We start from the raw sequence: 18,378 nt of genomic DNA, 5'->3' as shown, positions 1-18,378 counted from the left end.
GGAGGGACCCTCAACCCTCCCGGCACCGCAGCCCGGAGCAATATCGGCCGTGGGGTGTGCGGTCCCGGTCGGCCGAAGGATGAGGAGCCGGGGCAGTCAGGGCAGAGAGCTCCGGATCCTCGGTCCGCCTTCCTGTGCGGGGAAGACGGAGGCCTGTGCGTGCCTCTCAGTGGTTCTGAGTGGCTCTCGTTCGCATTGTGGACTAGACCACTGCGGGGTGTCCATGCGTCGGAGGCTGTTCGTTGTTGTTATTTCTCCGACTGCTCGGAGGCCCTGGAAACCACAACGCAGCCTAACCCGTGTGGGTTCCTGTGCGGGGCCAGATGGCCATGGCAATTTCCGCGAGTGCCTCCAGTTCCTCCCGGCTCGCCCCGTCCCGCGCCTGTTGTGACATGCCCTGGATCATCGCGCCGGCGTGCCGGGCGAGCGCGGCGGCGTCGGCGTCCGCGGGGAGCACGCCGGCGGCGATGTCGGCACGTATCCGGCTCTCGATCGCGGCGATGTTGGCGTTGCGCCGCTCCCGCAGGGACTGCTCGACCTCGGGGGTCGAGCAGTTGGCGGCGGCGTGGACGACGAGGCAGCCGTGCGGGTGGCCGGGTTCCGTGTAGGCGGTGGCGGCCTCGCGCAGCATGCGTTCGACGGCCGCCCGGGCGGTGGGTTCCTCGGCGAGGGCACGGCCGGTGAAGGAGCCGTACCGCGTGCCGTACTCGCGCACGACCTCCTCGAAGAGGGACCGCTTGTCGCCGAAGGCGGCGTAGAGGCTCGGGGCGCCGATGTCCATGACGCGCGTGAGGTCCGCGACCGACGTGGCCTCGTAGCCGTGCTCCCAGAAGGCCATGAGCGCCTTCTCCAGCGCGGTCGCGCGATCGAAGGAGCGGGGGCGGCCCCGGGGCCTGCCCTTCGCCCTGGCCTGCGCGACCTTCCCGGTCTCCTCGCTCTGCTCGCTGCTCACCATGGAGTGCATTTTATAGCGGGCACTAGATAAATGTCGGCGGGCTGGGGTACGGTCTTTCTGTAGCGACCGCTAGAGAAATATGGAGGGGGCGCCGACATGGGCGTGCTCACGGGCAGGACGGCACTGGTCACCGGGGCGAGCAGGGGGATCGGGCGAGGGATCGCCGAGCGGCTGGCGCGCGACGGAGCGCGGGTCGCGGTGCACTACGGAAGGAACGAGACGGCGGCGAAGGAGACGGTCGCCGCGATCGCGGCGGCCGGCGGCTCCGCGTTCGCGATCGGCGTGGAGCTCGGGACACCCGGAGACGCCGAGGCGCTGTGGGAGGAGTTCGACCGGCACGCGGACGGGCTGGACATCCTGGTGAACAACGCCGGGATCGGGACCGCGCACCCGATCGAGGAGATCGACGAGCGGCATTACGACCGGGTCTTCGCGGTGAACGTGAAGGCGCCGTTCTTCCTCGTCAAGCACGGCCTGGACCGGCTGCAGGACGGAGGCCGGGTCATCAACGTCTCGTCGGGGCTGGCCCGCACGGCGGTGTTCCCGCACCTCATGGCGTACGCGATGACGAAGGGTGCGCTGGACGTCTTCTCCCGGGACCTGTCGAAGGTGCTGGGCCCCCGGGGCATCACGGTGAACTCGGTGGCGCCGGGGATCATCGACACCGACAACACGGCCGACCTGCTGTACGGGACCGAGGACGGCTGGGCGCGGGCCGCCGCGATATCGGCGCTGGGCCGGGTGGGCGAGACCGCCGACGTGGCGGACGTGGTGGCGTTCCTCGCCTCGGACGCGGGTCGGTGGGTGACGGGGAGCTGGGTGGACGCGACGGGGGGTTCGCTGACGTAGGCACCGCGGGTTGGCGGGGCGGGCCGGAATGGTATGGCAGGCCGGAATGGGCACGGCAGCTTGGAAGGGCACGGGCACGGGCACGGCAGCCCGGGATCGGCAGTGCGGCTCGGGAGGCCCCTTCGGAGGCCTCTCTGCTAGATTGGTCTAAACCACACATGCCCTTCCGGGTCCAATCAGAGCCCCTCTTCTCAGATCGGCAGGCCCAGCGTGGAAGTTGTCATCGTTCCGGACGCCAAGGCGGGCGGCGAGCTCATCGCCGAGGCCATGGCTCAGCTGCTCCGGCGCAAGCCCGACGCCCTGCTCGGCGTGGCCACCGGCTCGACGCCGCTGCCCGTGTACGAGGCGCTGGCGGCCAAGGTGCGCTCCGGTGCCGTGGACACCGCACGGGCCCGGATCGCCCAGCTCGACGAGTACGTGGGGCTGCCCGCCGACCACCCGGAGTCGTACCGTTCGGTGCTGCGCCGCGAGGTGCTGGAGCCGCTCGGGATAGGGATGGACCAGTTCATGGGGCCCGACGGCACGGCGGAGGACGTCCAGGGGGCGTGCGAGGCGTACGACCAGGCCCTCACGGACGCCGGCGGGGTGGACCTGCAGCTGCTCGGGATCGGGACCGACGGGCACATCGGGTTCAACGAGCCCTGCTCCTCGCTCGCCTCGCGCACCCGGATCAAGACGCTGACCCAGCAGACCCGGATCGACAACGCCCGCTTCTTCGACGGCGACATCGACCAGGTGCCGCACCACGTGATCACCCAGGGCATCGGCACGATCCTGGAGGCCCGGCACCTGGTGCTGCTCGCCACCGGCGAGGGCAAGGCGGACGCGGTCGCCGCGACCGTCGAGGGACCGGTCGCGGCGATCTGCCCGGCTTCCGCGCTCCAGTTGCACCCGCACGCCACCGTGGTCGTCGACGAGGCCGCCGCGAGCAAGCTGAAGCTCGCCGACTACTTCCGGCACACCTACGCCAACAAGCCGGAGTGGCAGGGAATTTAGGGCTGCCCCCGCAGGGCTTCCACGGGGTCCTCGTCGCAGCCGTCCTAGACCGCGGCTGCCTCGTCCTCCGTCGGCTCGTCCCGGGCCGTCAGGCCGGCCACCCACAGCGGCATCAGCAAGTGCACGACCAGGACGGCGATGAGCACGGGCGCCGCGTAGGCCTGCACGGCGTCACGCTCGGTCACACCCCCCGCGAGCAGGCCGACCACGGCCACTCCCAGCAGCACGGCCATCACCCGGTGGGCCCGGGCCACGACCCGGCTGCGTTCGGCCGACTGCCGCTCGTCCAGGACGTGCCGGCGCAGTTCCAGCAGGCCGCGGATGGCGCTGTTGATCACCCCGGTGGCGATCACCCAGGGCAGCAGGAGCAGCACCACGGCGACGGCGGCCCAGGTCGGCTCCGCCTCCTCGTACCAGAAATGGGTGATCAGTCCCCCGATGGCCACGGTGAGGGCGACATGCGCGGACACGGCCAGGCGGCGACGCGCGGCCGTGGCGTGCAGCGCACGCCCTCGGGGGTCGTTCATCACCCGCAGCATGGTCCGGTCGTAGTGGGTCATCCGCGTCGTCGTCATGGCTGTTTCCTCCCGTAGACCTCGTCCGTGAGCGGCCGGAACGGTTCGAGGGAGAACAGCGCCTCGACCGGCAGACCGAAGAACTTCGCGATCTTCAATGCCAGGTCGAGGCTCGGGTTGTACTGCCCCCGCTCGATGTAGCCGATGGTCTGGTAGTGGACTCCCACTGCCTCGGCCAGGCTTTGGCGCGACACCTTCCGCTCGGCGCGCACCATCGCCAATCTGTTGTGCACCTGCTCGCTCATGTATAAGAAGTACTACATTCACGAGCAGGTCTGCAACCGGCTTCCTGCATGGGCGGCTTTCTGACGAGGCATCGGCGGTCCTAGGCCCCCGCGATGACCTCCGCCGCCGCACGGCCGCAGACGCGGGCCGCGCCGTGGGTGGCGATGTGCAGGGCGCCGCAGGGCGGGGCCTGGGGGACGCCCATCTCCACCACGATCGTGTCGGGGCGGGCGGCCAGCAGGGTGTCGAGGGCGGATGCCATCCAGGGATGCCGGTGCACGTCGCGGACGACGGCCACGATGCGGCGCGGGCCGGCCGCTTCCAGCGCCGCGCGCCCGGCCTGCGCCCCGTTCTGCCCGGCGAAGCTGCCCGTCTGCGTGCCGGGGAGGAGGTGGCAGAGCTCCGCGGCCACGCCCCACGGGGTCTCGTCGCCCACCGCGATGTTCGCGACCGGGGTGAAGGCGGCGACGTAGGGCGGTTCGGTGAGCGGGGTGAAGCCGTCCGCGCCGGTCACCGTCAGGGCGCTGCGGGCGGCCCGCAGGCCGATCTCGCCGTCGGAGACAGCCCGTGGAGCGGTGTTCGCGGTGGCCCAGCGGGCGAGCCTGCGGACGCGTTCCGCCGCGTCCGCCAGGCGCTCCTCGGGCAGTTCGCCCGAGCGCACCGCTGTGACCAGGGCGTCCCGCAGGCGCCGTACGGTCTCGTCGTCGGCGAGGCCGCCGCCCACGCAGATCGCGTCGGCGCCGGCCGCGACGGCCAGGACGCTGCCGCGTTCGATGCCGTAGGTGTCGGCGACGGCCCGCATCTCCATGCCGTCGGTGACGATCAGGCCGTCGTAGCCGAGTTCGTCGCGCAGCAGGTCCGTGAGGATGCGCCGGGAGAGGGTCGCCGGGCGGTCCGGGTCCAGGGCGGGGACGAGGATGTGCGCGCTCATCACGGCCCGGGTGCCGGCCTCGATGGCCGCGCGGAACGGGGCCAGCTCACGGTCGGTGAGCACCGCGGTCTCCGCGTCGATGCGGGGCAGGGCGAGGTGGGAGTCGACGGCGGTGTCGCCGTGCCCGGGGAAGTGCTTGGTGCAGGCCGCGACGCCCGCCGATTGCAGGCCGGTGACGTAGGCGGCGGTGTGCCGGGCGACCAGGTGGGGGTCGGCGCCGAAGGAGCGGACCCCGATGACCGGGTTGCCGTGGTTGGAGTTCACGTCGGCCGACGGGGCCCAGTTGAAGTTGACTCCGCAGACCGCGAGCCGGCGGCCCAGTTCGGCGGCCACCTCCCGCGTCAGCTCCACGTCGTCCACCGCGCCCAGCGCGTGGTTGCCGGGGAAGGAGGAGCCGGTGCGCACCTCCAGGCGGGTGACGTCACCGCCCTCCTCGTCGACGGCGACCAGGACGTCGTCGCGCTCGGCCCGCAACTGGGCGGTCAGGGCGGCCAGTTGGCCGGGCGAGGCGATGTTGCGGCCGAACAGGCCCACCGACGCCAGGCCCTCGCCGAGCCGGCGCAGCAGCCAGTCGGGGGCGGTGGTGCCGGTGAAGCCGGGCTGGAGAACCGTCAGCGCGTCGCGCGTGAGGGTGTCTGTGCCGCTGGCGAATGTCGTCATCGGGTGGCGTTATCCCTTCACGGCGCCGGCGGTCAGGCCGCCGACGGCCCTGCGCTGGAGGAAGACGAAGAGGATCAGGACGGGGATCGCGAAAAGGGAGGACGCGGCCATGGTCGCACCCCAGTCGTTGCCGAACACGGTCTGGAAGCGGGTCAGCCACAGCGGCAGGGTCTGTGCCTCCTCGTCCTTGTTCAGCACCAGGACGAGGGCGAACTCGTTCCAGGCGGTGATGAATCCGAACATCGAGGTGGACATCAGGCCCGGCGCGAGCAGCGGCAGGATGACCCGGCGGAACGCCGTCACGCGGGTGCAGCCGTCGACCATCGCGGCCTCCTCCAGTTCCCGGGGCACGGCGGCGACGAAGCCGCGCAGCGTCAGGATGGTGAAGGGCAGGATCATCATCATGTAGAAGACCGTCAGCGGCACGAGGCTGTTCAGCATCGACGCGTCCCGCACGATCATGTACATCGCGATGATCATGACTTCCCAGGGCGCCATCTGGGCGAGCATGAAGCCCACGACGAAGCCCCGCCGCCCCTTGAAGCGCATCCGCGCCAGGGCGAAGGCGCCGGCCAGCGCGATGATCAGCGAGAAGACGACCGCGAGGACGGTCACGGTCAGCGAGTTGGTGACGAACGTCCAGAAGTGGTCGACGTCGGTCGCGGTCCCGAAGTGCTCGAAGGTGATGTCGGTCGGGAACCAGACCGGGTCCTCGGAGACGATGTCGCCGGTCGGTTTGAAGGCCGTGGCGAACATCCAGTACACGGGGAAGACGAAGCCGACGAACAGGACGACGGCCGTGACGTTGGGCCACAGGCGGCCGAAGAGTGAGCGCTTCACAGCTCGTCCTCCTCTTGCTTGAGCACGATCCTGAGGTAGTAGGCGGTCAGGCCGAGCAGGATCAGGATGGTCAGGACGGCGATCGCCGCGCCCATGCCGTAGTGCTGGTTGCCGACGCCCTCGATGTAGGCGTAGACGGGCAGCGTCTCGGTGAGCCGGTCGGGGCCGCCGCCGTTGATGGTGAAGACCTGCACGAACGCCTTGAAGACCCAGATGATCTCCAGGAACGTGGTCGCGTAGAGGAACGGCCTGAGGAACGGCAGGGTGACGGTCGTGAAGCTGCGCCAGGCGCCCGCGCCGTCCAGGGCGGCGGCCTCGTACAGCTCGCCCGGGATCGTGGTCGTCGCCGCGTACAGGTTGATCGCGACGAACGGAATGGACATCCACACGATGAGCACGGTGACGACGAAGAACGTCGACATCTGGCCGCTGGTCCAGCTGTAGTCGGCCATGGAGTGCCAGCCGAGCTTGTCGAGCACCCAGTTGACGACGCCGAAGCGCTGCGCGAACAGCCACTGGTAGACGGTGGTCGCGGCGACCACGGGCATCGCCCACGCCAGCACGAGCCCGATCATCAGGGTGACCCGCATCCGCTTGCCGAGGCGGGCCAGCAGCAGGCCGACCAGGGCGCCCAGGATCATGATCAGGACGACGTTGACCGCCGTGAACAGGATCGAGCGGACGGTGACGCGCCAGAAGTCCTCGCCGGTGAGGACCTCCTTGTAGTTGTCGATGCCGTTCCACTCCGTGACGTGCTGGATCAGCTGTGCCATGTTGAGGTTCTGGAACGACAGCAGCACGTCCTTCAGCAGCGGCCAGCCGAGCAGCAGCACGGTGGCCACGCAGGCGGGCAGCAGCAGGAGGTACGGGGCGAGCGCGCCGGCGCGCGACGCGGCTCGCGGGGTGGTCCGGCCGGGTCCTGAACCGTCCGGCTTGCGGACGTCCGAAGGACCTTCCGCCGGGCCGGAGGGAGTCCGTTCGGTCTGCACGGTCATGCTCGCGCTCTCTCTTCTCGACCTGCGTACGGTCGCCGGGGCGGGACCACGGCAAGGCGATCCCGCCCCGGCCCGGCGTCCTCAGCTCTGCTGCGCCAGGCGCTTGTTGAACTCGTCCTCGACCTGCTTCGCGGCCGCGGCCGGGGACTTGCCGTTCAGGACGGCGGTCATGTACGTCTTGATCGGGTTGGGCGCGTTCTCCACCGCGGCCCACTCCGGGATCAGCGGCGTGGTGCCGCCACCCGCGGCGGCCGGTGCGGCGGCCTCGGCGGCGGGGTTGCCCTTCAGGTTGCTCTGCAGCGACTCCTTGTTCGGGATCACGCCGTTGAGCTTGGCCAGCCGGCCCTCGTGCTGGTCGGACAGGGCGATCTTCAGGAACTCCTTGGCGAGCTCCTGCTTCTCGCTGCCCGCGGCGACGGCGAGGTTGGAGCCGCCGAGGAAGACGCCCTCGGGCTTGTCGGCCGTGGCCCCGGGGATGGTGAAGTAGCCGATGTCCTTCTCCAGCTTCGGGTTGGCCTTGGTGGCGATGCCGGCCTCCCAGCCCATGCCGATGAAGGCGCCGACGTCGCCCTCGGCGAAGACCTCGCCCTGCTGCGGGGTGGCCTCGTCCTTGTCCTTCGGGGCCTTGGACAGCGCCTGGAACTTCTTGTACGTCTCCATGGCGGCGGCGACCTTCGGGTCGTCGAGGTTGGAGACGTACGTGTCGCCGTCCTTCCTGACGAGCTCTGCGCCCTCGCCGATCACCAGGCCGACGAAGTGGTACCAGTTCTGGCCGGGGAGGTAGATCGGCTCGGCGTCGGTCTTCTCACCGATGGTCTTGAGGTCGGCGTAGAACTCGTCCCGGGTCTTCGGGGTGTCCTTGATGCCGGCCTCGGCCCAGATCTTCTTGTTGTAGAGGACGACGCGGTTGGCGAAGTACCAGGGCGCCGCGTACTGCTTGCCCTCGTAGATCGAGGACTCGTTGAGCGACTCGGTCCAGTCGGCGCCGATCTCGGCCTTCAGGTCGGCGAGGTCGGCCAGGCCCCCGGTCTTGGCGTAGGCCGGGGTCTGGGTGTTGCCGATCTCGAAGACGTCCGGCGGGTTCTCCTCCGACAGGGCGGTGGTCAGCTTCTGCTGGATGCCGTTCCACTGCTGGACCTCGAACTTCACCTTCGCCTTGGTCTTCTTCTCGAAGGCGGCGGCCACGTCCTTCTGCCACTGGTCCGGGGAGGAGCCGTCCATCACCCACACCGTGAGGGTCTGGCCGGCGTAGCCGTCCGCCCCGGCCTTGCCGTCGCCGCTCCCGTCGTCGCCCCCGCACGCCGCGATGGAGAACATCATGCCCGCGACACCGATCGCGGATATCAGCTTGCGCTTCACGCCACCCTCCTCAGGGATGCCACCCCCCTGCCCATGGGCCGGGACCTGGACCAATGGTGTAGACCAGTACGGGGAGCTTGGACCAGACCAGGGAGGGTGTCAAGGGTGCTCGAATAGCCTCTGACCAGCCGTTATGGGACCTACATATGCAGGAACCTTTAAGTAAGAAGCCATCGAAAACACCGGGCGAGCGAGGCACACTGCCACTGGACCACTCAAGATATGGACTAGACCAGAAGAGAAGGCGCCGGTATACAGAAGGGGTCACGGAGCGTACAGAGAACATCCCGGTACGCTGCCGTGCCACGATGTGAGCCGCATAGGGAGCCTGGGAAGGCGGAGCATGAGCACCGATGTCAGCAGTGCGGAGAACGAGAACGGGGCGACTGTCCGTACCGCACGCGTGCCCAAGTACTACCGCCTGAAGAAGCACCTCCTCGACATGACGGAGACGCAGGCGCCGGGCACACCGGTCCCGCCCGAACGCACGCTGGCCGCGGAGTTCGACACCTCCCGCACGACCGTGCGCCAGGCCCTTCAGGAACTGGTCGTCGAGGGCCGTCTGGAGCGCATCCAGGGCAAGGGCACCTTCGTCGCCAAGCCGAAGGTCTCCCAGGCGCTGCAACTCACCTCGTACACCGAGGACATGCGCGCCCAGGGCCTCGAACCCACCTCGCAGTTGCTGGACATCGGCTACATCACCGCCGACGACCGCCTCGCCGAGCTCCTCGACATCGCGCCCGGCGGACGCGTCCTGCGCATCGAGCGGCTGCGCATGGCCAACGGTGAGCCGATGGCCATCGAGACGACCCACCTGAGCGCGAAGCGCTTCCCGGCCCTGCGGCGTTCGCTCGTGAAGTACACGTCCCTGTACACCGCGCTCGCCGAGGTGTACGACGTCCATCTCGCGGAGGCCGAGGAGACCATCGAGACGTCCCTGGCCACCCCGCGCGAGGCCGGCCTGCTCGGCACCGACGTGGGCCTGCCGATGCTGATGCTCTCCCGGCACTCGATCGACCGGGAGGGGCAGCCGGTGGAGTGGGTGCGGTCCGTCTACCGGGGGGACCGCTACAAGTTCGTGGCCCGGCTCAAGCGCCCTCAGGAGTAACCAGGGGCGCACGCGGTGTAGCGGAACGCCTGTTCCTGCTCTACGGTCCATCCCGTCGCCGTGTTGACGGTAGGGACGGGAGGACCGCCCGGTGCGTACCGCGAACGTCCGAACCATCGTCGTCTGGAGTCTTGTCGCGCTGGTCGGCACGGTGGGCTGGGCGGTGCTCGCGCTGTCCCGGGGCGAGGAGGTGTCCGCCGCCTGGATGGTGGCGGCCGCCCTGGGCAGTTACGCGATCGCCTACCGCTTCTACGCGAAGTTCATCGCGTACAAGGTCCTCAAGGTCGACAAGACCCGGGCCACCCCGGCCGAACGGCTCGACAACGGCATCGACTTCCACCCCACCGACCGGCGCGTCCTGCTCGGTCACCACTTCGCGGCGATCGCGGGCGCGGGACCGCTGGTCGGGCCGGTGCTGGCCGCCCAGATGGGCTATCTGCCCGGCACCATCTGGATCATCGCGGGCGTCATCTTCGCGGGCGCGGTCCAGGACATGGTGGTGTTGTTCTTCTCCACGCGCAGGGACGGGCGGTCGCTGGGCCAGATGGCGCGGGAGGAGATCGGCCCGTTCGGCGGCGCGGCGGCCCTCATCGCCGCGTTCGCCATCATGATCATCCTGCTCGGGGTGCTGGCCCTGGTCATCGTCAACGCCCTCGCGGCCTCGCCCTGGGGCACCTTCTCCATCGGCATGACCGTCCCGATCGCCCTGCTGATGGGCTTCTACCTGCGGGTGCTGCGGCCGGGCCGGGTCGTCGAGGTGTCGCTGATCGGCGTGGCGCTGCTGCTGTTCGCGCTGGTCGCCGGGCGGTGGGTCGCCGAGTCGTCGTGGGCCGACACCTTCACGCTCGCGCCCTCCACGCTGGTCATCTGGCTGGTGGCGTACGGCTTCATCGCCTCGATCCTGCCGGTGTGGATGCTGCTGGCGCCCCGCGACTACCTGTCCACCTTCATGAAGATCGGCACGATCGTCCTGCTCGCGCTCGGCGTGGTCATCGCCCTGCCGACGCTGAAGATGGACGCGGTGACGGACTTCGCCTCACGCGGCGACGGGCCGGTCTTCGCGGGTTCGCTCTTCCCCTTCGTCTTCATCACCATCGCCTGCGGCGCGCTGTCCGGCTTCCACTCGCTCATCTCGTCCGGCACCACGCCGAAGATGATCCAGAAGGAGACGCAGGTCCGGATGATCGGCTACGGCTCCATGCTGATGGAGTCGTCGGTCGCCGTGATGGCGCTGGTCGCGGCGAGCATCATCGACCCGGGTCTGTACTTCGCGATGAACGCGCCGGCCGGGGTCATCGGCACGACGGTGGAGAACGCCTCGCAGGTGGTGAGCGGTTGGGGGTACCAGATCTCCCCCGAGGACCTCGCCCAGGCGGCGAAGAGCGTCGAGGAGTCGACCCTGCTGTCGCGTACCGGCGGCGCGCCCACCCTCGCCGTCGGTGTCTCCGAGATCTTCTCGCAGGTCACGGGCGGGAGCCTGAAGGCCTTCTGGTACCACTTCGCCATCATGTTCGAGGCGCTGTTCATCCTGACCGCGCTGGACGCCGGCACGCGCGTGGGCCGGTTCATGCTCCAGGACATGCTGGGCAACGCCTACCGGCCCTTCAGGAACGTGAGTTGGAAGCCGGGCCTCGTCATCACCAGCGCGATCGTGTGCGGGCTGTGGGGATACTTCCTGTGGGTCGGCGTCCACGAACCCCTCGGCGGCATCAACCAGCTGTTCCCCATCTTCGGCATCTCCAACCAGCTGCTGGCGGCCGTCGCCCTCGCGGTGTGCACCACGCTGCTGGTGAAGTCGGGACGCCTCAAGTGGGCCTGGATCACCGGGGTCCCGCTCGCCTGGGACGCGACGGTGACGCTGACGGCGAGCTGGCAGAAGGTCTTCTCCAGCGACCCCAAGGTCGGCTTCTTCAAGCAGCGCGAGGTGTTCCAGGACGCCATCGACCGCGGCGAGGTCCTGCCGCCCGCCAAGACCATGGACGACATGCACACCGTGGTCACCAACTCCACGGTGGACGGCGTCCTTTCGGCGATCCTGGCCCTCCTGATCGTCGTGGTGATCGTCGACGCGGCCCGCGTGTGCGTCCGGCACATCCGCCGCCCGGCGCTGTCGTCACTGAGCGAGGCACCGTACGTCGAGTCGAAGATCGTCGCTCCGGCCGGGCTGATCCCGACGAAGGAGGAGAAGGAGGAGGCGCGCGATGCCGTCGGCACTCAGGCGGGTGTTCCGTAGCGTGCGCTGGTACCTGCGCGAGCTGACCGACGAGTCGGCGTACGACCGCTATGTCGCGCATCTGCGCCGCGAGCACCCGGACGCCCAGGTGCCGTCACGGCGCGCGTTCGAGCGGATGCGCACCGAGCGGCAGGAGGCCGACCCGCGGCAGGGCTTCCGCTGCTGCTGACGACCGATATACGGACGAGGGGTTCCGTTTTCGCCATGTCCTGACCTAGATTTCCTGCGCATTGCACAGGTGATCAGTGAGGGGACGGAGCCACCCGATGTCGCAAGCCCCAGAAGTCAGCAGCGGGCCGGTGGTGACGCCTGTGCGCGTCGTCATCGCCTTCTGCCTCATAGCGCCTTTCGTGGCCATGCTGTGGGTCGGTTCCTACGCCAAGACCGACCCGGTCTTCATCGGCATCCCGTTCTTCTACTGGTACCAGATGGCCTGGGTGCTGATCTCCACGGTGCTGACCGGCATCGCGTACAAGCTCTGGCAGCGTGACCAGCGCGCCCGCTCGTCCGCCAAGGGGGGTGCGGCCAAGTGAAGGACGGCGTGAACGGCGTGGCACTCGCCGTCTTCATCTTCTTCTTCCTGCTCGTCACCGTCATGGGCTTCCTGGCCGCCCGCTGGCGCAAGGCCGAGAACGAGCACAGCCTCGACGAATGGGGCCTGGGCGGGCGGTCGTTCGGCACCTGGATCACCTGGTTCCTGCTCGGCGGCGACCTCTACACGGCGTACACCTTCGTCGCCGTACCGGCGGCGATCTACGCGGCGGGCGCGGCCGGCTTCTTCGCGGTGCCGTACACGATCCTGGTGTACCCGCTGATCTTCACCTTCCTTCCCCGCCTGTGGTCGGTCTCCCACAAGCACGGCTACGTGACGACGTCCGACTTCGTGCGCGGCCGGTTCGGCTCGAAGGGCCTGTCGCTGGCGGTGGCGCTCACCGGCATCCTCGCGACCATGCCGTACATCGCGCTCCAACTCGTCGGCATCCAGGCCGTGCTGGACGTGATGGGCATCGGCGGCGGCGAGAACACCCACTGGTTCATCAAGGACCTGCCGCTGCTGATCGCCTTCGGTGTGCTCGCGGCGTACACGTACTCGTCGGGTCTGCGGGCCCCGGCGCTCATCGCCTTCGTCAAGGACACCCTCATCTACATCGTCATCGCGGTGGCGATCATCTACATCCCGATCAAGCTGGGCGGCTTCGACGACATCTTCAAGGCGGCGGGCGAGGCGTTCGGCCAAACCAACCCGGCGACGGGCGCGCCACGCGGTGCGCTGGTCCCGGCGGAGGCGGGCCAGTGGACGTACGCCACGCTGGCGTTGGGCTCGGCGCTCGCGCTGTTCATGTACCCGCACTCGATCACGGCGACCCTGTCCTCGCGCAGCCGTGACGTGATCCGCCGCAACACCACGATCCTGCCGCTGTACTCGCTGATGCTGGGCCTGCTGGCGCTGCTCGGCTTCATGGCGATCGCGGCCGGGGTCAAGGTCACCAACGCGCAGCTGGCGATCCCGCAGCTGTTCGAGACGATGTTCCCGGACTGGTTCGCGGGCGTGGCCTTCGCGGCGATCGGCATCGGCGCGCTGGTGCCCGCGGCGATCATGTCGATCGCGGCGGCGAACCTGTTCACCCGCAACATCTACAAGGACTTCATCAAGCCGGACGCGACGCCGGAGCAGGAGACCAAGGTCTCCAAGCTGGTGTCGCTGCTGGTGAAGGTGGGCGCGCTGGCCTTCGTCCTGACGATGGACAAGACGGTCGCCATCAACTTCCAGCTGCTCGGCGGCATCTGGATCCTGCAGACCTTCCCGGCCCTGGTCGGCGGCCTGTTCACCCGCTGGTTCCACCGCTGGGCACTGCTCGCCGGCTGGGCGGTCGGCATGATCTACGGCACGGTCGCCGCGTACGGGGTCGCCTCGCCGACGCAGAAGCACTTCGGCGGCTCGGCGAAGGAGATCCCGGGCATCGGCGAGATCGGGTACATCGGCCTCACGGCGTTCGTGCTGAACGTCGTCGTGACCGTGGTCCTGACCTTCGTCCTGAAGGCGCTGAAGGCTCCGGAGGGCGTCGACGAGACGAAGCCGGAGGACTACACGGCCGACGCGGGCGACCCGGGCGTGCAGGTGGAGCTGCCGCCGGCCACGGCCGGATCGGCGCACTAGGCCCCGTCGTCAAACGCCGCGGAGCAGGCGGGAGTTTGACGACAGGGCCTGGGGGTCCTGCGTCGACGGGCCGCCGGAGAGATCCGGCGGCCCGTTGTCGTACCCGTCCGGCACACTCGGCCTCATGGACATCGTGATCAGGCAGGCGACCCCTGACGAGTACGACACCCTCGGCGAGATCACCGCCCAGGCCTACCTCCAGGACGGCCTCCTCGACTTCGGCGAGAGCGACGAGTACCTCGGCGAACTCAAGGACGTGGCCAAGCGGGCGGCCGCCGCGGACGTGCTGGTCGCTGTCGGTAGCGGGCAGTTGCTGGGCGGCGTGACCTTCGTACCTAGCGGCGGCCCCATGGCCGACATAGCCCGGCCCGGTGAGGCCGAGATCCGCATGCTCGCCGTCGCCCGCGCCGCCCGCGGCCGGGGCACCGGCGAGGCCCTGGTCCGCGCCTGCATCGACCGGGCCCGCGCCACGCCCGGCTGTGTCCGCATCGTGCTGTCGACCCAGCGCACCATGCGCTCCGCCCACCGCATCTACGCACGCCTGGGCTTCACCCGCACCCCCGAGCGCGACTGGAACCCGATCCCGCACCTGGACGACATCACGCTCCTCACCTACGAGTTGCCCCTCTGAAACCAGCACGACACAACATCTGGGGGTGCCACCGGAACCCGGCACAAGATGTATGCTCATGCTCGCTGTCGCCGCAGGGGAATCCGGTGCGAATCCGGAACTGTCCCGCAACGGTGTACTTGCGTGTATCTGCACGCTTGTTCAGTCCGAGGACCTGCCGACAGCGCGCCCGGCCGCCCGGTCCGGGTGCCCCTGACGTCCGGGCCTCGTGGAATGGGCCGGTGGACGCGACGCCGCGTGCGCTCGTGTGCCGCCCCCTGCCCTCGGCGAGGCCCCCGTGCCCGAGCGAGGGAGAGCCCCACGTGACCATCGCGCCAGCCGAACCGGCTTCAGCAGCCGCCGCAGCGGACCACGACGGTCCCGGTGCCGCGCTGCTGCGGACCCTGACCGAGCTGACCGCCGACCTCCCCGACGCCGACCCCGGCCGGGTCGCCGCCGCCGCGCTGCGCGGCCGGTCGGCGCAGGCGGACGAGACGGAGTTGCGCGAGCTGGCCACGGAGGCGGCGGCCGGCCTGATCTCCGAGGACCCCGCCTACTCGAAGCTGGCCGCCCGGCTGCTGACGATCTCCATCCGCGCCGAGGCCGCCTCGCAGGGCGTCACGTCCTTCACCGAGTCCGTCGCCGTCGGGCACCGCGAGGGACTCATCGCCGACCGGACCGCCGAGTTCGTGCGCCTGCACGCCGAGCGCCTGGACGCGCTGATCGACACCCGGGCCGACGACCGCTTCGGCTACTTCGGCCTGCGCACCCTGCACAGCCGTTACCTGCTCCGGCACCCGATCACCCGCAAGGCCGTCGAGACGCCCCAGCACTTCCTGCTGCGCGTCGCCGCCGGCCTGGCGGAGGACGACACCCACCGGTCCGTCGACGAAGTCGCCGCGCTCTACCGGCTGATGAGCCGCCTCGACTACCTCCCCTCCTCCCCCACCCTGTTCAACTCCGGCACCCGGCACCCCCAGATGTCGTCCTGCTACCTCCTCGACTCCCCCAAGGACGAGCTGGACTCCATCTACGACCGTTACCACCAGGTCGCCCGCCTCTCGAAGCACGCCGGCGGCATCGGCATCGCCTACTCCCGCATCCGCTCCCGCGGTTCGCTCATCCGCGGCACCAACGGGCACTCCAACGGCATCGTCCCGTTCCTGAAGACCCTCGACGCCTCGGTCGCCGCCGTGAACCAGGGCGGCCGGCGCAAGGGCGCGGCCGCGGTCTACCTGGAGACCTGGCACTCCGACATCGAGGAGTTCCTGGAGCTGCGCGACAACACCGGTGAGGACGCCCGGCGGACCCACAACCTGAACCTCGCGCACTGGGTGCCGGACGAGTTCATGCGCCGGGTCAACGCCGACGAGCAGTGGTCGCTGTTCTCGCCGTCGGACGTGCCCGAGCTGGTCGACCTGTGGGGCGAGGAGTTCGACGCGGCATATCGCAAGGCCGAAGCGGCAGGGCTCGCCAAGAAGACCCTCCCGGCCCGCGAGCTGTACGGCCGCATGATGCGCACCCTCGCGCAGACCGGCAACGGCTGGATGACCTTCAAGGACGCCGCCAACCGCTCCGCCAACCAGACCGCCGAACCCGGCCACGTCGTCCACTCCTCCAACCTCTGCACGGAGATCCTGGAGGTCACCAGCGACGGGGAGACGGCGGTCTGCAACCTGGGGTCGGTCAACCTCGCCGCCTTTGTCGACCCGGCCTCTCAGGACATCGACTGGGAGCGGCTCGACGAGACCGTCCGCACGGCCGTCACCTTCCTCGACCGCGTCGTCGACATCAACTTCTACCCGACCGAGCAGGCGGGCCGCTCCAACGCCAAGTGGCGCCCGGTGGGCCTGGGCGTGATGGGCCTGCAGGACGTCTTCTTCAAGCTGCGTCTGCCCTTCGACTCCCCCGAGGCCAAGCAGCTGTCCACGCGCATCGCCGAGCGCATCATGCTCGCCGCGTACGAGGCCTCCGCCGACCTGGCCGAGCGCAACGGCCCGCTGCCGGCCTGGGAGAAGACCCGTACGGCCCGGGGCATCCTGCACCCCGACCACTACGACGTCGAGCCGGCCTGGCCGGAGCGCTGGGCGGCCCTGCGCGAACGCATCGCGGCCGTCGGCATGCGCAACTCCCTGCTCCTCGCGATCGCGCCGACCGCCACCATCGCCTCCATCGCGGGCGTGTACGAGTGCATCGAGCCGCAGGTGTCCAACCTGTTCAAGCGCGAGACGCTGTCCGGCGAGTTCCTCCAGGTCAACTCCTACCTGGTGCAGGACCTGAAGGACCTCGGCGTCTGGGACGCCCGCACCCGCGAGGCGCTGCGCGAGGCGAACGGCTCGGTGCAGGACTTCACCTGGATCCCGGAGGACGTACGACGGCTCTACCGCACGGCGTGGGAGATCCCGCAGCGCGGCCTGATCGACATGGCCGCCGCCCGTACGCCGTTCCTGGACCAGTCCCAGTCCCTGAACCTGTTCATGGAGACGCCGACCATCGGCAAGCTCTCCTCGATGTACGCCTACGCCTGGAAGTCCGGGCTGAAGACGACGTACTACCTGCGCTCGCGCCCGGCGACGAGGATCGCCCGCGCGGCCCAGGCGCAAGCCACCGTCCCCGTTCAGCAGCCGGCTCCCGACGAAGCCGTCGCCTGCTCCCTGGAGAACCCCGAGTCCTGCGAGGCCTGCCAGTGATGACCGCCCGAACCCAGAACCTCCTCGACCCCGGCTTCGAGCTGACTCTGCGCCCCATGCGCTACCCCGACTTCTACGAGCGCTACCGGGACGCCATCAAGAACACCTGGACCGTGGAGGAGGTCGACCTCCACTCGGACGTCGCCGACCTGGCGAAGCTGACCCCGGGTGAGCAGCACCTGATCGGCCGTCTGGTGGCGTTCTTCGCGACGGGCGACTCGATCGTGGCGAACAACCTCGTGCTGACCCTGTACAAGCACATCAACTCCCCCGAGGCGCGCCTGTACCTGAGCAGGCAGCTGTTCGAGGAGGCCGTCCACGTCCAGTTCTATCTGACGCTCCTGGACACCTACCTGCCCGACCCGGACGACCGGGCGGCGGCCTTCGCGGCCGTCGAGAACATCCCCTCCATCCGCGAGAAGGCCGAGTTCTGCTTCAGGTGGATGGACTCGGTGGAGGAGATCGACCGGCTTCAGACCAAGGCCGACCGCCGCCGGTTCCTGCTCAACCTGATCTGCTTCGCCGCGTGCATCGAGGGCCTGTTCTTCTACGGCGCCTTCGCCTACGTGTACTGGTTCCGCAGCCGGGGCCTGCTGCACGGCCTGGCGACCGGCACCAACTGGGTGTTCCGCGACGAGACGATGCACATGTCCTTCGCGTTCGACGTCGTCGACACCGTCCGCAAGGAGGAGCCGGAGCTCATCGACGACGACCTCCAGCAGCAGGTCACCGACATGCTGCGGGAGGCCGTCGAGGCCGAGCTGCAGTTCGCGCGCGACCTGTGCGGGGACGGCCTCCCGGGCATGAACACCGACTCGATGCGGCAGTACCTGGAGTGCGTCGCCGACCAGCGCCTCACGCGCCTCGGCTTCGCGCCGGTGTACGGCTCCGAGAACCCCTTCTCCTTCATGGAGCTGCAGGGGGTTCAGGAGCTGACCAACTTCTTCGAGCGGCGTCCGTCCGCGTACCAGGTGGCGGTGGAGGGCACCGTCGACCTGGACGAGGACTTCTGACGATCCTCGGGCCCGCGGTTCTCCTGGGCCTGCCTGATCTGGCGGTCGATGCGCCGGTCGCGCACGATGCCGACCACCGAGGGCAGGACCAGGAGGACCAGCATGCCGAGGACGGTGATCATGGCCATCAGTGCCTCCGCGTATGTCGTATCCATGGACACCACTGTCACGCCGTTTACTC

General features: G+C 69.3%; 18 protein-coding genes and 1 riboswitch. Of the genes, 10 read left to right on the top strand and 8 right to left on the bottom strand.

All coding sequences use genetic code 11. The features are described 5' to 3' along the window. Window positions 1-292 precede the first annotated feature (292 nt). The gene (locus ACYVMZ_RS12770; protein ID WP_461078807.1) at window positions 293-955 is read right to left on the bottom strand and encodes a TetR/AcrR family transcriptional regulator; all 663 of its coding nucleotides are present in this window, start codon (window positions 953-955) and stop codon (window positions 293-295) included. A gap of 96 nt (window positions 956-1,051) precedes the next feature. On the opposite strand from ACYVMZ_RS12770, the gene ACYVMZ_RS12765 reads away from it, so the two are divergent. Together ACYVMZ_RS12765 and nagB are read left to right on the top strand one after the other, a co-directional pair. Beyond that, a complete protein-coding gene (locus tag ACYVMZ_RS12765) occupies window positions 1,052-1,804 on the top strand; it encodes an SDR family oxidoreductase (protein ID WP_461078805.1) in 753 nt (250 codons plus the stop codon). Between the two features lie 210 nt (window positions 1,805-2,014). After that, window positions 2,015-2,800, top strand: a complete 786-nt coding sequence (gene nagB, locus ACYVMZ_RS12760) for a glucosamine-6-phosphate deaminase (RefSeq protein ID WP_461078803.1) — start codon at window positions 2,015-2,017, stop codon at window positions 2,798-2,800. Window positions 2,801-2,844: 44 nt separating this feature from the next. On the opposite strand, the gene ACYVMZ_RS12755 is transcribed toward nagB, so the two are convergent. From ACYVMZ_RS12755 to ACYVMZ_RS12730, 6 genes are all read right to left on the bottom strand, one after another. Beyond that, window positions 2,845-3,375: a hypothetical protein gene (locus ACYVMZ_RS12755; RefSeq protein ID WP_461078801.1), complete on the bottom strand. Its 531-nt coding sequence runs from the start codon at window positions 3,373-3,375 to the stop codon at window positions 2,845-2,847. Next, complete coding sequence (locus ACYVMZ_RS12750; RefSeq protein ID WP_461078799.1) at window positions 3,372-3,620, bottom strand: helix-turn-helix transcriptional regulator; 249 nt, start codon at window positions 3,618-3,620, stop codon at window positions 3,372-3,374. The genes ACYVMZ_RS12755 and ACYVMZ_RS12750 overlap by 4 nt, the downstream gene beginning before the upstream one ends. Window positions 3,621-3,700: 80 nt before the next feature. Next, window positions 3,701-5,191, bottom strand: coding sequence for a glycoside hydrolase family 3 protein (locus tag ACYVMZ_RS12745; protein WP_461078797.1), 1,491 nt, complete (start codon window positions 5,189-5,191; stop codon window positions 3,701-3,703). Window positions 5,192-5,200: 9 nt separating this feature from the next. Next, complete coding sequence (locus tag ACYVMZ_RS12740; protein ID WP_461078795.1) at window positions 5,201-6,031, bottom strand: carbohydrate ABC transporter permease; 831 nt, start codon at window positions 6,029-6,031, stop codon at window positions 5,201-5,203. Beyond that, a complete protein-coding gene (locus ACYVMZ_RS12735) occupies window positions 6,028-7,026 on the bottom strand; it encodes a carbohydrate ABC transporter permease (RefSeq protein WP_461078793.1) in 999 nt (332 codons plus the stop codon). The genes ACYVMZ_RS12740 and ACYVMZ_RS12735 overlap by 4 nt, the downstream gene beginning before the upstream one ends. Window positions 7,027-7,107: 81 nt before the next feature. After that, on the bottom strand, window positions 7,108-8,385 hold the full coding sequence (locus ACYVMZ_RS12730) for an extracellular solute-binding protein (RefSeq protein WP_461078791.1): 1,278 nt from the start codon (window positions 8,383-8,385) through the stop codon (window positions 7,108-7,110). Between the two features lie 343 nt (window positions 8,386-8,728). On the opposite strand from ACYVMZ_RS12730, the gene ACYVMZ_RS12725 reads away from it, so the two are divergent. The 8 genes from ACYVMZ_RS12725 (at window position 8,729) to ACYVMZ_RS12690 (ending at window position 18,197) form a co-directional block, all read left to right on the top strand. Further along, on the top strand, window positions 8,729-9,493 hold the full coding sequence (locus ACYVMZ_RS12725) for a GntR family transcriptional regulator (RefSeq protein ID WP_461078789.1): 765 nt from the start codon (window positions 8,729-8,731) through the stop codon (window positions 9,491-9,493). 91 nt (window positions 9,494-9,584) lie between these two features. Beyond that, window positions 9,585-11,726, top strand: coding sequence for a carbon starvation CstA family protein (locus tag ACYVMZ_RS12720; protein WP_461078787.1), 2,142 nt, complete (start codon window positions 9,585-9,587; stop codon window positions 11,724-11,726). After that, complete coding sequence (locus tag ACYVMZ_RS12715) at window positions 11,695-11,895, top strand: YbdD/YjiX family protein (protein ID WP_461078785.1); 201 nt, start codon at window positions 11,695-11,697, stop codon at window positions 11,893-11,895. The genes ACYVMZ_RS12720 and ACYVMZ_RS12715 overlap by 32 nt, the downstream gene beginning before the upstream one ends. Window positions 11,896-11,992: 97 nt before the next feature. Continuing rightward, the gene (locus tag ACYVMZ_RS12710; RefSeq protein ID WP_461078783.1) at window positions 11,993-12,259 is read left to right on the top strand and encodes a DUF3311 domain-containing protein; all 267 of its coding nucleotides are present in this window, start codon (window positions 11,993-11,995) and stop codon (window positions 12,257-12,259) included. Then, on the top strand, window positions 12,256-13,884 hold the full coding sequence (gene mctP, locus ACYVMZ_RS12705; protein ID WP_461078781.1) for a monocarboxylate uptake permease MctP: 1,629 nt from the start codon (window positions 12,256-12,258) through the stop codon (window positions 13,882-13,884). The genes ACYVMZ_RS12710 and mctP overlap by 4 nt, the downstream gene beginning before the upstream one ends. Window positions 13,885-14,008: 124 nt before the next feature. Further along, entirely contained in the window at window positions 14,009-14,515 is a 507-nt protein-coding gene (locus tag ACYVMZ_RS12700; protein ID WP_461078779.1) for a GNAT family N-acetyltransferase, read from the top strand. Between the two features lie 52 nt (window positions 14,516-14,567). After that, window positions 14,568-14,691: riboswitch (cobalamin riboswitch) on the top strand. Window positions 14,692-14,817: 126 nt separating this feature from the next. Further along, the gene (locus ACYVMZ_RS12695) at window positions 14,818-17,184 is read left to right on the top strand and encodes a ribonucleoside-diphosphate reductase subunit alpha (RefSeq protein ID WP_461078777.1); all 2,367 of its coding nucleotides are present in this window, start codon (window positions 14,818-14,820) and stop codon (window positions 17,182-17,184) included. Beyond that, window positions 17,184-18,197 (top strand): ribonucleotide-diphosphate reductase subunit beta, encoded by a 1,014-nt coding sequence (locus ACYVMZ_RS12690; RefSeq protein ID WP_461078775.1) that lies wholly within the window; start codon window positions 17,184-17,186, stop codon window positions 18,195-18,197. The genes ACYVMZ_RS12695 and ACYVMZ_RS12690 overlap by 1 nt, the downstream gene beginning before the upstream one ends. Here the strand turns inward: ACYVMZ_RS12690 and ACYVMZ_RS12685 are convergent. Further along, entirely contained in the window at window positions 18,110-18,352 is a 243-nt protein-coding gene (locus ACYVMZ_RS12685; protein ID WP_461078773.1) for a hypothetical protein, read from the bottom strand. The genes ACYVMZ_RS12690 and ACYVMZ_RS12685 overlap by 88 nt on opposite strands. Window positions 18,353-18,378 lie beyond the last annotated feature (26 nt).

It is taken from the genome of Streptomyces deserti, from assembly GCF_054782695.1.
Note: the sequence above shows the minus strand (reverse complement) of the source record. Positions and strands in the feature narration are given on the sequence as shown.

Bases quoted from the DNA above. Each gene is read 5' to 3' on its own strand.
- ACYVMZ_RS12770 (WP_461078807.1), bottom strand. From the start codon at position 955: ATGGTGAGCAGCGAGCAGAGCGAGGAGACCGGGAAGGTCGCGCAGGCC.
- ACYVMZ_RS12765 (WP_461078805.1), top strand. From the start codon at position 1,052: ATGGGCGTGCTCACGGGCAGGACGGCACTGGTCACCGGGGCGAGCAGG.
- ACYVMZ_RS12755 (WP_461078801.1), bottom strand. From the start codon at position 3,375: ATGACGACGACGCGGATGACCCACTACGACCGGACCATGCTGCGGGTG.
- ACYVMZ_RS12750 (WP_461078799.1), bottom strand. From the start codon at position 3,620: ATGAGCGAGCAGGTGCACAACAGATTGGCGATGGTGCGCGCCGAGCGG.
- ACYVMZ_RS12745 (WP_461078797.1), bottom strand. From the start codon at position 5,191: ATGACGACATTCGCCAGCGGCACAGACACCCTCACGCGCGACGCGCTG.
- ACYVMZ_RS12735 (WP_461078793.1), bottom strand. From the start codon at position 7,026: ATGACCGTGCAGACCGAACGGACTCCCTCCGGCCCGGCGGAAGGTCCT.
- ACYVMZ_RS12725 (WP_461078789.1), top strand. From the start codon at position 8,729: ATGAGCACCGATGTCAGCAGTGCGGAGAACGAGAACGGGGCGACTGTC.
- ACYVMZ_RS12715 (WP_461078785.1), top strand. From the start codon at position 11,695: ATGCCGTCGGCACTCAGGCGGGTGTTCCGTAGCGTGCGCTGGTACCTG.
- ACYVMZ_RS12710 (WP_461078783.1), top strand. From the start codon at position 11,993: ATGTCGCAAGCCCCAGAAGTCAGCAGCGGGCCGGTGGTGACGCCTGTG.
- ACYVMZ_RS12700 (WP_461078779.1), top strand. From the start codon at position 14,009: ATGGACATCGTGATCAGGCAGGCGACCCCTGACGAGTACGACACCCTC.
- ACYVMZ_RS12690 (WP_461078775.1), top strand. From the start codon at position 17,184: ATGACCGCCCGAACCCAGAACCTCCTCGACCCCGGCTTCGAGCTGACT.
- ACYVMZ_RS12685 (WP_461078773.1), bottom strand. From the start codon at position 18,352: ATGGATACGACATACGCGGAGGCACTGATGGCCATGATCACCGTCCTC.